Source organism: Pseudotabrizicola alkalilacus (assembly GCF_003443995.1).
In the GTDB taxonomy this organism is placed as follows: domain Bacteria; phylum Pseudomonadota; class Alphaproteobacteria; order Rhodobacterales; family Rhodobacteraceae; genus Pseudotabrizicola; species Pseudotabrizicola alkalilacus.
Genome location: NZ_QWEY01000001.1, coordinates 354,866 through 370,486 on the forward strand (window position 1 = coordinate 354,866; position 15,621 = coordinate 370,486).

Consider the following 15,621-nt stretch of genomic DNA (forward strand, 5'->3'; position numbering starts at 1 on the left):
ACCCCCGACTCAGCCCTTTGCCAGACCAATCCCCTGCAAGACCGCCGTGATCTCGTCCAGAATCGCCGGATCATCAATGGTGGCGGGCATTTTCCACGGCTTGCCATCGGCGATGTTCACCATGGTCGCGCGCAGGATCTTGCCCGAGCGGGTCTTTGGCAACCGCTCCACCACCACGGCGCGCTTGAAATCGGCGACCGGGCCGATCTTGTCGCGCATCAGCCGCACACATTCGGCCACCACATCGGCAGGGGCGCGGTCAACGCCTTTGTTCAGGCACAGGAACCCAAGCGGCGATTGCCCCTTCAGCGCATCCGCGACCCCGATCACCGCGCATTCGGCCACATCCTTGTGCCCGGCCAGCACTTCTTCCATCGCGCCGGTGCTCAGCCGGTGCCCGGCGACGTTGATCACGTCATCGGTGCGCGCCATGATATACAGATAGCCATCCGCATCGACATAGCCCGCATCGCCGGTCTCGTAACAGCCGGGGAAATGCGACAGGTACGATTTCACGAACCGCTCTTCGGCATTCCACAGCGTCGGCAGCGTGCCCGGCGGCAGCGGCAGCTTGATCGCGATGGCCCCCAAAGTGCCGGGCGACACCTCATGCCCGCCCTCATCCAGCACCCGCACGTCAAAGCCGGGCATCGCAACCGCCGGGCTGCCGATCTTCATCGGCAACAGCCCAAGGCCCAAGGGGTTGGCCGCAATGGCAAATCCGGTCTCGGTCTGCCACCAGTGGTCGATCACCGGCACATTCAGATGCCGCCCGGCCCACTGCACGGTATCCGGGTCGGCCCGTTCGCCCGCCAGAAACAACGCCTGCATGCTGGAGGTGTCGTAATCCGCCATCAACAGCCCCTCCGGGTCATCGCGTTTGATCGCGCGCAGCGCGGTGGGGGCGGTAAAGAAGGTCTTGACCTTGTGCTCTTCGATCACCCGCCAGAACGTGCCCGCATCCGGCGTGCCCACCGGCTTGCCTTCAAACACCACCGTGGTGCAGCCCGCAATCAGCGGCGCGTAGCAGATGTAACTGTGCCCCACGACCCAGCCCACATCCGACGCCGCCCAGAACACATCGCCCACGCCGCAATTGTAGATCGCGCGCATGGTCCAGTTCAGCGCCACCAGATGCCCGGCGGTCGGCCGCACCACGCCCTTGGGTGCGCCGGTTGTGCCGGAAGTATAGAGGATATAGGCCGGGTGATTGCCCTCGACCGGCACGCAGTCTGCTGGCTCGACGCCGTACTGGAAGGTGTGCCAGGCCAGATCGCGCCCGTCGATCAGCTTCGCCACTTCCTGCTCGCGCTGAAAGATCACGCAGAATTCCGGCTTGTGGGTCGCCATCTCGATCGCGCCATCCAGCAGCGGCTTGTAATGCACCACGCGCGCCGGTTCGACGCCACAGCTGGCCGCGATAATGGCCTTGGGTTTGCAATCATCAATCCGCACCGCCAGTTCGGCCGCCGCAAAACCGCCGAACACCACCGAATGGATCGCCCCCAGCCGGGCGCAGGCCAGCATCGCCTCCAGCGCCTCGGGCACCATCGGCATATAGATGATCACCCGGTCGCCCTTGGTCACGCCATGGGCTTTCAGCGCTCCGGCCAGCCGCGACACCCGGTCCAGAAGCTCGGCATAGGTGATCACATGCTTGGTGCCGGTCACCGGGCTGTCATGGATGATGGCAGGCTGCTTGCCACGCCCGGCCAGCACATGCCGGTCCACCGCGTTCCAGCAGGTGTTGACCGTGCCGTCGGTAAACCACTCATACAGCGGCGCGCGGTCGTCGTTGAGGGCACGGGTCGGCTTGCGGACCCAGTCAATCGCCCCCGCAGCCTCCATCCAGAAGACCTCGGGGTTGGCCTGCCATTTAGCATAGATATCGGAATAACCCATCCTGCGCGCCTCCTCCCAACGCTTGCACGTTTGTTACGGCATCGCTGGCCGAACGCGCAACGATGTTACCGCCGGACAGGACGGGGTTGCGACATTATGTTTGCAGAAATGCGTCTGTTTTGGGTGCAAATTTTTGCAAACTTGGCTGCTTTGGTAATGATATCGATGATACTGGACAGCTTTGCAAAGTTTGCTTGGATGTGCGTGCGAATCTTTTGCCCAAGCGTTCTGCGCAGCGAATGCAAGAATGCAGGCTGTTGCGATGATGCGCCCGAAGGCCGGATAGCCTGGGCCGCACTGACAAGCTGTGCGGCCCAAGGCTTCTTTTACCGGTGTTGATCCAGACCGAAGGCGGCGTGATGGATCACTTCGCCTTTCGGTTCTGTCGCGTCGAACGGCAAGGCCAGAACGACCTCTGGCGGACACCCTTCGACTTTCAGGCCGGGGAATGTTCTGAAGCCGAACCGATGGTAATACCGGGGAGAGCCTATCAGGACTGCGCCCCGGCATGTCGCTTTCAAGCGACGGATGGCCTCGACCATAAGGGCGCTGCCTATCCCCTGACGGTGTCGCGACGGCAGAACCGCAAGTGGCCCGATCAGGCCCCAGCCGCCCTGCGCCCCGATCCGGGCCTCCGAGGCTGCGAGATAGCCGATCACCTCTCCCCTGTCATCGGCCACGAGCGACAGGGTCAGGGCATCCTCTGCCCGCAGCCAGTCAACGATGCGCGCCTCGGTTCCCGTGGCCTGCTTCAGCAGCCGCATGGCCTTGGTCACAGTGGCACGGATCGCGGGAATGTCACCGGCGATTTCATTTCGGATCAGCATGTTATGCTCCTTGATTGTCAAGTTGCGCGCGGACAGAGATGCGCCCGCGTTTCGAGATGCGATAGGGATTGCCGGAATGGGATTCGATCAGCCGTTTGCGCCGCAATCTGTTAAAGATCGTCAGGTCAAAATCGGAAAGGATCATCCCTTCGCGCGTGACGCAGGTGACCGAGGTGACTTTGGACCCGTGTTCCCGCTCGTGCAGGATCAGGCCACCCAGAGCCAGAACGTGCAACGCACGTTGTTCAAGTCTTGAGATGTTCATGGAAGTCTCTTGTGAAAGACGTGATAAAACGCCCGGGCGCAACTGCGCCAGGCGGCTCAGGTATCACGAGGCTCTCTGCGTCTCAGAGAGCCTTATTACACAAGCTCTGACATCCAATCTCCGTTGACAGAAAGGCGCACACTGTCGCCTCTCACACGAGAAGATAGGGAATGCACGCATTGGTGGCAACCCCGGCAGACTGGCCGCCGTCGCCAAAGATCGGTGATAATTAGAGTTTATTGCGCCACACCGGGTTAAAGCGATTTGCGCTGAAAGACCCGGTGAGAGGCTGGTTTTGCGGCTCAAAGGTTAAGAAATCGTAAAATCCAACAGGTCAACCCATTGATTCAAAACACTTCCCCCTGCTGTAACACAGGGGGAAGCCCTATCACCCGTAATGCGCCACCGGCGTGCCCGCGATGGCCGAGACGTTCAGCAGGCCCCGCGCCGTGATTGACGGGGTCACGATATGGGCCTTGTTGCCCATCCCCATCAGGATCGGCCCGACCTCCAGCCCGCCGGCCTTCATTTTCAGGATGTTGCGCACCCCTGACGCCGCATCCGCGCTGGCAAAGACCAGCACGTTGGCCGCCCCCTCGAACCGCGAGCCCGGCAGCAACCGGTCCCGCAGGGCCTGATCCAGCGCCGAGTCGACGTTCATCTCGCCCTCATAGGCAAAGTCCGGCTCGCGCGCGTCCAGCAGTTCCAGCGCCGCCCGCATCCGCTGCGCCTTTTCATTCTCCATGTTCCCGAACTGGCTCTGCGTGCACAGCGCCACCTTGGGTTTCAGGCCAAAGCGCCGCACATGCCGCGCCGCGCCCAGCACGGTCTGCATGATCTGCTCCGGCGTCGGCTCGGCATTGACATGGGTGTCGGCGATGAACAGCGGCCCGTCTTCGAGGATCATCATCGACAGCGCCCCCACCGGCTGCAGCCCGCCGCGCGCCAGCACCTGCCGGACATAGCCCAGATGCCACAGATACTGCCCGAAGGTGCCGCAGATCAGGCTGTCGGCCTCGCCACGATGCACCATCACCGCCGCAATCGCGGTGGTATTGGTCCGCATGATCGCGCGGGCAATATCGGGCGACACCCCGCGCCGCGCCATCAGCTCGGCATAGGTGCCCCAGTAATCGCGGTAGCGCGGGTCGTTTTCCGGGTTCACCAGATGGAAATCCTTGCCCGGCCGGATCGGCAGACCGGCGCGCTCACAGCGCGCCTCGACCACTTCGGGGCGGCCGATCAGGATCGGCCGGTCGGTGGTCTCCTCCAGCATCGCATTGGCGGTGCGCAGCACCCGTTCATCTTCGCCCTCGGCAAAGACGATGGTGCGCTCGGCCTGACGCGCCGCCTCGAACACCGGGCGCATCAGCATGGCGGATTTGAACACCGAGCCGTCGAGTCTGGTCTTGTAAGCCTCAAGGTTTTCCAGCGGGCGGGTGGCGACGCCGGTTTCCATCGCGGCGCGGGCCACGGCACTGGCGACCACGCCCATCAGGCGCGGGTCGAACGGCTTGGGGATCAGGTAATCTGCGCCGAACGACATCGTCTCGCCGGTATAGGCCGCCGCTGCCTCGGCGCTGGTGGTGGCGCGGGCAAGAGCGGCGATGCCTTCGATACAGGCGATCTTCATCTCGTCGTTGATCGTGGTCGCCCCCACATCCAGCGCGCCGCGGAAGATGAAGGGGAAGCACAGCACGTTGTTGACCTGATTGGGAAAGTCGGATCGCCCGGTCGCGATGATCGCACCGGGGGCCACCGCGCGCGCGAGGTCAGGCTGGATTTCCGGGTTCGGGTTGGCAAGCGCAAAGATGATCGGGTTCGGGGCCATCCGGGCGACCATGTCTTGCGTCAGAACGCCGGGGCCGGACAGGCCAAGGAACATGTCGGCCCCTGCAATCACATCGCCAAGCGAGGCGGGGCTGGTGCCTTGGGCAAACGCCGCTTTCTGCGGGGTCATCTGGGCCGTGCGCCCGGTATAGACCAGACCTTCGAGATCGCAGAGCCAGATGTTCTCGCGCCGCACCCCCAGTTTGACCAGCATCTCAAGACAGGCGATTCCGGCCGCGCCGCCGCCGGTCGAGACGATCTTGATTTGATCAAAGCTCTTGCCCGCAATGATCATCGCGTTGGTGGCCGCTGCCCCCACCACGATGGCGGTGCCGTGCTGGTCGTCGTGAAACACCGGAATGCTCATCCGCTCACGGCACAACCGTTCAACGATGAAACAATCAGGGGCCTTGATGTCTTCGAGGTTGATCGCGCCAAAGGTCGGCTCCAGCGCGCAGACGATATCGGCCAGCTTTTCGGGGTCGGACTCGTTCACCTCGATGTCGAAACAGTCGATGTTGGCGAATTTCTTGAACAGGACCGCCTTGCCCTCCATCACGGGTTTGGAAGCCAAAGCACCAATGTTTCCAAGGCCCAGCACGGCGGTGCCGTTCGACACCACGGCCACAAGGTTGCCGCGAGAGGTGTAGCGTGACGCGGTGGACGGGTCGGCCTTGATCTCAAGGCAGGCTTCGGCCACGCCGGGAGAATAGGCGCGGGACAGGTCGCGGCCATTGGCCAGTGGCTTGGTCGCGCGGATCTCCAGCTTTCCCGGCTTGGGAAATTCGTGATAATCCAGCGCCGCCTGACGGGCGTTGTCCTGACGCACTTCTTCCATTTTCGCCTCCCGAAAAATTTGGTTTAGCCTTAAACCATTTATTCTGATCCGCCAACCGGATGATAGCGCCACCAGCAGCGTAGCGGCTTGCAAATTTTGCATCCCCGGCTCAGCATGGCCGCAAAGACAGGGAAAATCCATGCCAGAGACGCGCGCTGAAATCCGTCTGCCGACCCAAGAACTGCGCAATGACCTGCCATTCTTTACAAAGGTGCTGGGGATGCGGCTGGATATGATCTATCCCGCCGATGACCCGAGTGTGGCGGTGCTGTCAGGCCATGGGCTGCGCCTGCGTATCCAGAAGGGGGCGCAAGAGCCGCCGGGCACGCTGCGCATTCTGACCGAAGACCCCGATGGCTTTGCCGGGGGGCAGCGCAGCCTGACCGCGCCGAATGGCACCCGGATCGAGATTGATGATCTGAACCCGCCGCTGGTTTTGCCGCAGACCGAGCATGCCTTTGTCGTGCGCCGTCTGGCCGATCAGGCCCCGTGGGTCATTGGCCGCGCCGGGATGCACTACCGCGATCTGGTGCCCAGCCGGTTGGGCGGCGCGATGATCGCCAGCCATATCCGCATTCCCGATGGCGGCCCGGTGCCCGATATGGTGCATTTCCACCGCGTCGGGTTCCAGCTGATCTTTTGCATCAAGGGCTGGGTGGATGTGCTGTATGAAGATCAGGGCGGGCCGATCCGGCTGCAGGCGGGCGATTGCTTTATCCAGCCGCCGGAAATCCGCCACCGGGTGCTGGAGGCCAGCGACGGGATCGAGGTGATCGAGATCGGCGTGCCCGCGGAGCATGTGACCGAGATCGACCACGAGATGACCTTGCCCACCCCGTATCTGCGCCCTGACCGCGAGTGGCAAGGCCAGCGGTTTGTGTTCAACCAAGGCTCGGAGGGGGCGTTTGCGCCCTGTCGCCTGCCGGGGTTTGTGGCGCGGGATACCACGATCAACGCCAACACCAAGGGCGTGGCAAGCGTCATGGTGCTGCGGCCCGATGGCTCTGCCGCGCCGTGGAGCCGCCATGAGGGCGATATCCTGTTCACCTTTGTCATGTCCGGCGAAATGACGCTGGAGGGCGAGGGCAAAGCGCCGTTCCGCTTGTCGCCGGGCGATGCCTTTGTCATTCCGCCGGGGCTTGCCACACGCTATGCTGATCCGACACCGGATCTGGAACTGCTGGAGGTATCGCTGCCGGGCAATCCCGCCACCTCCCTTTTGTGACCCTTGCGCTTTGGGCGGCATACGCTCACAATTCCCGACCAATTGGTCAAGAACCGAGGCCCAAGATGTCCCTTTTGCAAGCTGCCACTGATGTTCGCCTGCGCGCCTATGCGCCCTATTCGCGGTTTCTGGTTGGGGCGGCGCTGCGCAGCACCTCTGGCGCGGTTTATGTGGGCTGCAACGTCGAAAACGTGGCCTATCCCGAGGGCACCTGTGCCGAGGCCGGGGCGATTGCCGCGATGATTGCCGGGGGGGATACCCGGATTGCCGAGGTGTTCGTGATCGCCGACAGCCCCGATCCGGTGCCGCCCTGCGGCGGGTGCCGGCAAAAGATCGCGGAATTTGCCGATGCGGGGGTCAAGGTCACGCTTTGCACCACCGATGGCACACAGCGCACGCTGACGGTCGGTGAATTGCTGCCCGGTGTGTTCACCGCCGCCCACATGGACCGCGCCTGATGGACGCGCGCAGCATCATCGCGCAAGTGCGGGATGGGGCGACGCCCTCGGCCGATGCGCTGTCGTGGTTTGCCCACGGGCTGGCCTCGGGCGCGGTGACAGATGCGCAGGCCGGGGCCTTTGCCATGGCGGTGCTGCTGCGCGGGCTGTCGGACGAGGGGCGGGTGGCGCTGACGCGGGGGATGCGCGACTCTGGTCGGGTGATGGAATGGGATCTGCCGGGCCCGGTGCTGGACAAGCATTCGACTGGCGGAATAGGCGATTGCGTGTCGCTGCTGCTGGCCCCGGCGCTGGCGGTGTGCGGGGCCTATGTGCCGATGATCTCGGGCCGGGGCTTGGGCCATACCGGCGGCACGCTCGACAAGCTGGAAGCGATCCCCGGATTCCGCACCGGGTTGAGTGAGGATCAGTTCCGCAGCCAGATGGGCCGGGTGCATTGTGCCATTGTGGCGGCCAGTGCCGACCTCGCCCCCGCTGACAAACGGCTGTATGCGATCCGCGACATCAGCGGCACGGTCGAAAGCATCGACCTTATCACCGCCTCAATCCTGTCGAAAAAGCTGGCGGCGGGACTGGAAGGGCTGGTGCTGGATGTCAAATGCGGCTCGGGCGCGTTCATGAAAACACCCGAGCGGGCCGAGGCTTTGGCCCGCGCGCTGGTCAGCACCGCGCAGGGCGCGGGCTGCATGACCACCGCGCTGATCACCGACATGTCGCAGCCTCTCGCCACGGCGGCGGGCAATGCGCTGGAGGTGATCGAGGTGATGGAGACGCTGACCGGCACCTCGGTCAATGCGGCACTGTGGGATCTGACCTGCGCTTTGGGTGGCGAGGCTTTGGCGCTTGGCGGGTTGGTGGCGGATGCCGACGACGGGGCGGCGCGCATTGCGCAGGCGCTGGAGTCGGGGGCTGCGGCCGAGGCGTTTGGCCGGATGGTCGCGGCACAGGGCGGGCCGGCCGATTTCGTCGAACGCTGGCCCGACCGTCTGCCCGCAGCGCCCGTGGTGCGCGAGGTGCCGGCGCTGGATGACGGCTTTATCGCGCATATTGATGGCGAGGCTTTGGGTCATGCCGTGGTGCATCTGGGCGGCGGGCGGCTGCGTGAGGGCGACCGGATTCATCCGGCGGTGGGTCTGTCCGACCTGATCGGTCTGGGCGAGGAGATCGGGGCGGGGGTGCCGCTTGCCATGGTCCATGCCGCGACCGAGGATGCGGCAGAGGCGGCGATCCGGGCGGTGCAGGCGGCGTATCGTGTGGGAACCTCGGTGCTGGACGAAGGCCCGCTTGTCTTGAAAAGGATCAGCTGATGGCGAGGGCGTTTCTTGTGGTGCTGGATTCCGTCGGCTGCGGTGGCGCGCCGGATGCGGCGGATTTTGGTGACGCCGGGGCGAACACGCTGGCCCATATCGCGCAGGCCTGTGCGGCGGGCCGGGCCGAGGTGGGCCGCAGCGGGGCGCTCAGGATGCCCAACCTTGACCGGCTGGGGCTGGGGGCCGCGATCCGGCTGGCTTCCGGCGTTGATGCGCCGGGCCTTGGGGTCACGCCCGCCGGGCTGTGGGGGGCTGCGACCGAAGTGTCGCGCGGCAAGGATACACCCTCGGGTCATTGGGAGCTGGCAGGCGTGCCGGTGCCTTGGGACTGGACCTATTTTCCAACGACCGAACCGGCGTTCCCGCCGGATCTGGTGGCCGAGGTCTGCCGTCTGGCCGGGACTGACGGCATCTTGGGCAACTGCCACGCCTCGGGCGTGCCGATCATCGCGGCGCATTGTGAAGAGCATCTGCAGACCGGCTGGCCGATCTGCTACACGTCAGCAGACTCGGTATTTCAGATCGCCGCGCATGAAGAAGCGTTCGGGCTGGACCGGCTGCTGAACCTCTGCGCCGATCTGGCCCCGACCTTGCATGCAAGACGGGTCGGCCGGGTCATCGCGCGCCCCTTTACCGGCAGCTGCGGTGATTTCAAACGTACCGCGAACCGCAGGGATTATGCCATTGCCCCGCCTGCGCCGACGCTGCTGGACTGGGTGGCAGGGCAGGGGCGGATGACCCATGCCATTGGCAAGATCGGTGACATCTTTTCGATGAAAGGCGTCGGCAAGCTGCATAAGGGCAGATCCGATGCTGACCTTTTCGAACATCTTGTCCGGCTGGGGCACGAGGCGGAGGCCGGTTCGTTGACCTTTGCCAACTTTGTCGAGTTTGACAGCCTGTATGGCCATCCGCGCGATGTGGCGGGCTACGCCCGCGCGCTGGAAGGGTTTGATGCAAACCTACCCCGGTTTCTGGCCACCCTGCGCCCCGAGGATCTGGCGATCTTTACCGCCGATCACGGCAATGACCCCACCTTTCCCGGCACCGAGCACACGCGTGAGCGGGTGCCGGTGATCGGCACCGGCCTTGGGCTGCGGCCCATCGGCCTGTGCGCCTTTGCCGATGTAGGGGCCAGTGTCGCGGCCCATCTCGGCGTTCCCTCTTTCAGCCCCGGAGTATCCTTTCTGTGACCCCTAAAATCGAGCTTCACCTGCATCTGGAGGGGGCAGCCCCCCCTGCGTTCATCCGGGGATTGGCCAAGGAAAAGCGGCTGGATATCGCGGGCATTTTCGACGCGCGCGGGCATTATCAGTACAAGGATTTCTGGGATTTCCTGAAGGTCTATGAGGCCGCCACCAGCGTGCTGAAATCGCCCGAAGATTACGCCCGCCTGACCCTTGCTGTGCTGGAGGAAAGTGCCGCCAGCGGGGTGGTGTATTCCGAAACCTTCCTCAGCCCGGATTTCTGCGGCGGTCGTGACATTGGCGCCTGGCGCGAATATCTGCACGCGATCCGCGAGGCGGCGGATCAGGCTGAGCGTACGATGGGCATCACCCTGCGCGGCATCATTACCTGCATCCGGCATTTCGGCCCGGAAAAGGCGCGCGAGGTTGCGCGCTGTGCCGCCGATACGGCGGGCGACTGGATTGTGGGCTTTGGCATCGCGGGTGATGAGAAGGTGTTGACGCCAAAGGATTATCTGTGGTCATTCGACTGCGCGCGCGAGGCGGGGCTGCGCTTGACCGCGCATGCGGGCGAATGGGGCGGGCCGCAATCGGTGCGCGATGCGGTCAACGATCTGGGCGTGGAGCGGATCGGGCATGGCGTGCGCGCGATTGAAGATCTGGCGCTGGTGGATGAGCTGGCCGAGCGTGGCATCGTGCTGGAGGTCTGCCCCGGATCGAACGTGGCGCTTGGGCTGTACCCCGACTGGCGCAGCCACCCCATCGGCCAGCTCTATGACCGGGGTGTCAAGGTCACGGTCAGCACCGATGATCCGCCGTTTTTCCACACCACCATGACGCGCGAGTTCGACGAGCTGAACCGGGCGTTTGACTGGGATGACGGGGTTTTTGCGAATCTGAACCGCACTGCGCTTGACGCGGCTTTCTGCGATGCCGATACACGCGCACGCATCGGCAAACTTCTGGAGACCTGATCATGCTGGACCATCTGACCGTCGTTTCGCACCCGCTGGTCCAGCACAAGCTGACCCTGATGCGGGAAAAGGACACCTCTACCGCGTCCTTCCGCCAGCTTTTGCGCGAGATTTCGCTGCTGCTGGCCTATGAGGTGACGCGCGAGTTGCCGATGACCACCAAGCGGATCGAAACCCCGCTGGAGCCGATGGATGCGCCGGTGATCGAGGGCAAGAAACTGGCGCTGATCTCGATCCTGCGGGCGGGCAACGGGCTGCTGGATGGCATTCTGGAGCTGATCCCGGCGGCGCGGGTCGGCTTTGTCGGTCTCTACCGTGATCCCGAAACGCTGCAGCCGGTACAATATTATTTCAAGGTGCCGACGCAGCTGGAAGACCGGGTGTGCATCGTGGTTGATCCGATGCTGGCCACTGGCAATTCATCGGTGGCGGCGGTGCAGTTGCTGAAAGACAATGGTGCAAAGAACCTGCGTTTTCTGTGCCTGCTGGCCGCGCCCGAAGGGATCAGGCGGATGCAAGAGGCACATCCCGATGTTCCGATTGTGACAGCTTCGGTCGATAGCCATTTGAATGATCACGGTTATATCGTTCCGGGGCTAGGGGATGCGGGTGACCGGATGTTTGGCACAAAATAGCGGGTTAATCCCTTTACTCGGAAACAATATTATTCCAGTATCCCCCATACGCTACTTGGGGGTAGTCATGGTGTTGAAGTTGGTTTCGGCTGCCGTTCTGGCGGTCGTGGCCGGGTTGAGTGTTGCCAATGCTCAGTCGGCCGGTGATTTTGGTGGCCCGCGTGAGCAGCCGCCTGCGTCCTTTACAGGACAGCAATATGTTGACAGCCGGGGTTGTGTTTTCCTGCGCGCCGGGCTTGGCGGTCGCACCAACTGGGTGCCGCGTGTCAGCCGAAATCGTGCGCCGCTGTGTGGCTATCCGCCCACCTTTGGCAACAATCAGGTGGCCATTGCCGAACCGCCACGGGCGGCTCCGGCCCCTGTGGCGCGCGCGCCTGAACCGGTAGTGACGGGGCGGCGGCCGATGGATACCGTGGCCAGCATCACCACGCCGCCGCGCATCCGCAGCATTCAGGCCCCGCAAGGCGTGGCTCCGTCAACCTATGTGCCCGCGCCGGTCGCCGTGCCTGCCCCGCGCGTGGTGGTGCAGCAACCGAAGCCCGAGGCGCAGCGCCGTCAACCGGCGGAACGGGTGGCGACAACTGCGGGCTCTGGCAAGATCGGCTGCTACACCGATGCGCCGGTGGCCGAACGGTTCCGGCTGCAGAACGGCGGCAGCGTGGTGATGTGTACCCGTGGCGATGGTGACATCGCCCATGCCCGCGCGCCGCGCTTGCTGGCAGGTGCGGCTGCCGTTGCTCCCTCCGGCTATCTGGAAGGGCCAGATCCGGCCGCAGGTATCGGCACCCGGCAAAAGCAGCGCGTGACTGCCTCGTCGCAGGGGCAGCAGGTTGTGCCAAAGGGGTACAAACCGGCGTTCAAGGATGACCGCCTGAACCCCAACCGTGCCAAAGGCACCCAGCAAGGCTGGGACCAGCAGGATCAGGTCTGGACCCGTGATGTGCCGGCCCGTCTTGTCGCCGATGCGGCAAGGGAAAAGGGCAAAACGGTTGTGGTCCGCAAGGTCTATACCTCGACCAAATCAGAAGCGGCTGTGCCGAAAGCCGCATCGCAGCAGGGCACGGGCCGCAGCTATGTGCAGGTCGGCACCTTTGGCCAGCCTGCGAATGCCGAAGGGGCGTCGTCGCGGCTGTCGGGTTTGGGTCTGCCGGTTGCCCGGTCAAAGATTTCGAAAAACGGCAAGCCGTTGCAGATCGTGCTCGCGGGACCGTTCGGATCGCGGTCTGAGGCGCAGGCGGCGCTGTCTGCCGCCCGCCGTGCGGGATTTGGCGATGCGTTCATCCGCTGACGCCTGAGCCGAAGTAAACTGACAAAGGCCCCCGACATCCGGTGTCGGGGGCCTTTTCAGTTTGTGGTACAGATGTCTTGCAGGCTGACCCAATCGCCGTCTGCCATCAACGGCTCGGGCACGAGGCCGCCCAGCGGGTCTGCCTCGATCAACGCGATGGTGGCTTCGCCGCTGGGGTCGATGGCATAGGCATAGGGGGCAGAGGACAGCCCCGCCGCCTTGAACCTAGCCAGCGCCACGTCGTCGGGCACGGCGAGGCCCTTCCTTTGCAGCAGCACTTCGCCATAGCCCGCCACTGCCGAATCCGGCAGGATGCCAGAGGTCAGGAGCCGAAAGGTTGCCGTCAGCCCGGCGTGTTTCAGCACTGGCAGGATCGGGTCTTGCGCCTCGGCGCGCAGCCGCTCCATCAGGGCAAGCCCGGCCAGTGCCTCCGGCCCGCCCTCATCTTCGACAAAACGGCGGGCGATCAGGATTGTGCCACCCGGCAGATGGGCAGACCCTGACAGACCTTCGCGCAGGATCAGGATTTGCGCCCGGTGCGGGCCGAACAGCTTGTCGCCAAGCGCAGTCAGGGCAAAGCTGCCCAAGGGCGTGGTGCAGGCCGATCCGGTCAGCCGCTGCACATCGGCCAAGGCGGCCTGCCCAATCGCCGCCCGCGTCGCTGCGGGCAGTACCGATGCGGTGTGTCTGACCAGCGCATCCGGCAGCCAGAACGCCGCCAGCGCCAGCACCAGCAGGGTGCCGCCGCCCAACAACCCGCCGCGCAACCGCCCCGGCTTTGGCCGCTGCCCGGCCAGCGCGCTGCGCACGGTTTCCAGCGCGGCGATCATGTCGCGGTCGTCCAGTTCCAGCGTCTCGATCGCCTCGGTTCCGGGGGCGAACAGCGCCGGTAGCTCGCCCGGATTCAGTCGCTCGATCGCGGGCAGGGACCAGTGGCTGAGCGCGGATTCGCTTTTGGGATCAGACAGAACCAGCGTCGCCTCGCGAAACGCCACGATGACTTCGCGCCGCTGCGATGTGGGCGTGTCACGCCACAGCCCACCGCTTTCCAGCCGGGTATATTGTTTCAGTGCCGTCATGGCGCGCGGAGACTTGCCTGTCATGGGGTTGACACTAGACCAAGCCTGTTCGGGCCACAATCACCCGCACTGTGTTCCCCCCCATTCCCTGCGCCCGCCCGGAAAGGTCTGCGGGTGTCGTTTTCCGACGCGCAGGCCATCGCCGGGCAGGCTTCAACAGAGAAAAGACAAAGGAATACCCCATGCCCGTCGCACATCAGGACCGTACACTTGCCGCCGCCGGGATGATCTGCGGCTATGCGATGCTGATCGGCTACACCGACAATTACGTGCGGGTGATCGCGCAAGAGCATGGGCTGTGGCAGTTTCATTTTACCCGGACTGTGATGGCGCTGGCGCTGCTTGGCCTGCTGGTGCCGCTGCTGGGCTTGCGTCTGCGCCCGGTCAATCTGCGGGCGGTGGTGGCGCGCAGTCTGATCCATGGGCTGGCCATGGTGATCTACTTCGGCGCATTGGCGTTTCTTCCGGTTGCCATTGTCGCGGCGGGCCTGTTCACCGCGCCGATTTTTGTGCTGCTGATTTCGCGCTTTGCCTATGGCCATGCCATTGGCCCGGTGCGGATTCTGGCGGTGGCTGTCGGTTTTGTCGGTGTGCTGCTGGTGCTGGGGCCAGAGGCGGTATCGGGGGCCTCTGCCGCCGCTGTCCTGCCGGTGTTGGCGGGGGCGCTTTATGCGCTGGGGAATGTGGCGACCCGCGAATGGTGCCCGGAGGAAAGTGCCGAGACGCTGCTGGCCGGGTTCTTTGCCACGCTGGGACTGTTCGGTGCGCTCGGGATGGTTTTGCTGACGCTTGCCCCGTTGGTGGCTCCGGTCGGGCCGGATGGCTTTCTGATGCGGGGCTGGGTAATGCCAAACGGGCCCTTCCTGCTGTGGACCTTTGTGCAGGCGGCGGGGTCATTGTTGGGGGTAGGAATGATGATCCGGGCCTATCAGATCACCGATGCGGGCCGGGCCTCGGTGATTGAATATGTCATCCTGCCCGCCTCGGCGTTCTGGTCCTGGACGTTGTGGGGCGAGCTGCTGGCGCCGATGGCGGTCGGGGGGATGGTGTTGATCGTGGCGGCGGGCAGCATGATCGCGCTGCGGGCGGGGGCGGGCGAACCTGTCGCGCCGCAAGCCTGACGGCTTTTGTTGCTGGAGGGTCAGTCGCCGACCGCCTCGCGCCAATGCCTGCGGCACAGGCTGACATAGGTTTCATTCCCGCCGATCACCACCTGATCGCCGTCGCGCAACGCCCGGCCATCCGGGCCCTTGCGCACGACCATCGTGGCTTTCTTGCCGCAATGGCAGATCGTGCGGACCTCACGCATTTCATCCGCCCAGGCCAGCAATGCCGCCGAACCGGGAAACAGCTGGCCCTGAAAATCGACGCGCAGGCCATAGCACATCACTGGCACCGACAGATCATCGACCGCGCAGGCCAGTTGCCAGACCTGCTCTTTCGACAGGAACTGCGCCTCGTCGATGAACACGCAAGACACCGGGCCAAGGGCTATGCGCGCCTTCAGCTTGGCATACATATCCTCATCAGGGGCAAAGGTATCCGCCGGATCGCCGATGCCGATGCGGCTGGCAATCCGCCCTTCACCGGCGCGGTTGTCGAATTGCGCGGTGATCAGATAGGTTTCCATCCCGCGCTCCCGATAGTTGTGCGCGGCCTGCAGCAGCAGGGTCGATTTCCCTGCGTTCATGGTGGAATAATTGAAATACAGCTTTGCCATGGCAGAGCACCTATCCGATTCCGGCAGCAGCCTGCAAGCGATCAGGGCGGATTTCGGACGGGCCGGAAACCTGTTGGCGGGGG

General features: G+C 64.2%; 14 protein-coding genes. 8 read left to right on the plus strand and 6 right to left on the minus strand.

The features are described from left to right. Window positions 1-9: 9 nt before the first annotated feature. From D1012_RS01735 to D1012_RS01755, 4 genes are all read right to left on the minus strand, one after another. Window positions 10-1,902 carry a propionyl-CoA synthetase gene (locus D1012_RS01735; RefSeq protein WP_118149600.1) on the minus strand — a complete coding sequence of 631 codons (1,893 nt, stop codon included), beginning with the start codon at window positions 1,900-1,902 and terminating at the stop codon, window positions 10-12. 326 nt (window positions 1,903-2,228) lie between these two features. Beyond that, the gene (locus D1012_RS01745; RefSeq protein WP_118149602.1) at window positions 2,229-2,729 is read right to left on the minus strand and encodes a GNAT family N-acetyltransferase; all 501 of its coding nucleotides are present in this window, start codon (window positions 2,727-2,729) and stop codon (window positions 2,229-2,231) included. 1 nt (window position 2,730) lies between these two features. Continuing rightward, window positions 2,731-2,994, minus strand: coding sequence for a YjhX family toxin (locus D1012_RS01750; protein ID WP_118149603.1), 264 nt, complete (start codon window positions 2,992-2,994; stop codon window positions 2,731-2,733). Window positions 2,995-3,382: 388 nt separating this feature from the next. Further along, window positions 3,383-5,662, minus strand: a complete 2,280-nt coding sequence (locus D1012_RS01755) for an NADP-dependent malic enzyme (RefSeq protein ID WP_118149604.1) — start codon at window positions 5,660-5,662, stop codon at window positions 3,383-3,385. A 139-nt stretch (window positions 5,663-5,801) separates the two neighbouring features. Between D1012_RS01755 and D1012_RS01760 the strand changes: the two genes are divergently transcribed. The 7 genes from D1012_RS01760 to D1012_RS01790 all read left to right on the plus strand — a co-directional run bounded on the left by D1012_RS01760 (window position 5,802) and on the right by D1012_RS01790 (window position 12,739). Continuing rightward, window positions 5,802-6,887, plus strand: coding sequence for a cupin domain-containing protein (locus D1012_RS01760; RefSeq protein WP_118149605.1), 1,086 nt, complete (start codon window positions 5,802-5,804; stop codon window positions 6,885-6,887). Between the two features lie 65 nt (window positions 6,888-6,952). After that, window positions 6,953-7,345 carry a cytidine deaminase gene (locus tag D1012_RS01765; protein WP_118149606.1) on the plus strand — a complete coding sequence of 131 codons (393 nt, stop codon included), beginning with the start codon at window positions 6,953-6,955 and terminating at the stop codon, window positions 7,343-7,345. Next, window positions 7,345-8,652 (plus strand): thymidine phosphorylase, encoded by a 1,308-nt coding sequence (locus D1012_RS01770; protein WP_118149607.1) that lies wholly within the window; start codon window positions 7,345-7,347, stop codon window positions 8,650-8,652. The genes D1012_RS01765 and D1012_RS01770 overlap by 1 nt, the downstream gene beginning before the upstream one ends. After that, window positions 8,652-9,848 carry a phosphopentomutase gene (locus D1012_RS01775; protein WP_118149608.1) on the plus strand — a complete coding sequence of 399 codons (1,197 nt, stop codon included), beginning with the start codon at window positions 8,652-8,654 and terminating at the stop codon, window positions 9,846-9,848. Before D1012_RS01770 ends, D1012_RS01775 begins: the two co-directional genes overlap by 1 nt. Next, window positions 9,845-10,816 carry an adenosine deaminase gene (locus tag D1012_RS01780; RefSeq protein ID WP_435530888.1) on the plus strand — a complete coding sequence of 324 codons (972 nt, stop codon included), beginning with the start codon at window positions 9,845-9,847 and terminating at the stop codon, window positions 10,814-10,816. The genes D1012_RS01775 and D1012_RS01780 overlap by 4 nt, the downstream gene beginning before the upstream one ends. Window positions 10,817-10,818: 2 nt before the next feature. Then, window positions 10,819-11,451: a uracil phosphoribosyltransferase gene (gene upp / locus D1012_RS01785; protein ID WP_118149609.1), complete on the plus strand. Its 633-nt coding sequence runs from the start codon at window positions 10,819-10,821 to the stop codon at window positions 11,449-11,451. Window positions 11,452-11,518: 67 nt separating this feature from the next. Then, entirely contained in the window at window positions 11,519-12,739 is a 1,221-nt protein-coding gene (locus D1012_RS01790; RefSeq protein ID WP_158569160.1) for an SPOR domain-containing protein, read from the plus strand. A gap of 56 nt (window positions 12,740-12,795) precedes the next feature. On the opposite strand, the gene D1012_RS01795 is transcribed toward D1012_RS01790, so the two are convergent. Then, window positions 12,796-13,842, minus strand: a complete 1,047-nt coding sequence (locus D1012_RS01795) for a M48 family metalloprotease (RefSeq protein ID WP_233516986.1) — start codon at window positions 13,840-13,842, stop codon at window positions 12,796-12,798. Between the two features lie 158 nt (window positions 13,843-14,000). Here D1012_RS01795 and D1012_RS01800 point away from each other — a divergent pair, with 158 nt between their 5' ends. Beyond that, a complete protein-coding gene (locus D1012_RS01800; RefSeq protein ID WP_118149611.1) occupies window positions 14,001-14,939 on the plus strand; it encodes a DMT family transporter in 939 nt (312 codons plus the stop codon). Window positions 14,940-14,959: 20 nt separating this feature from the next. On the opposite strand, the gene D1012_RS01805 is transcribed toward D1012_RS01800, so the two are convergent. Then, window positions 14,960-15,538, minus strand: a complete 579-nt coding sequence (locus D1012_RS01805; protein WP_118149612.1) for a thymidine kinase — start codon at window positions 15,536-15,538, stop codon at window positions 14,960-14,962. Window positions 15,539-15,621: the final 83 nt, after the last annotated feature.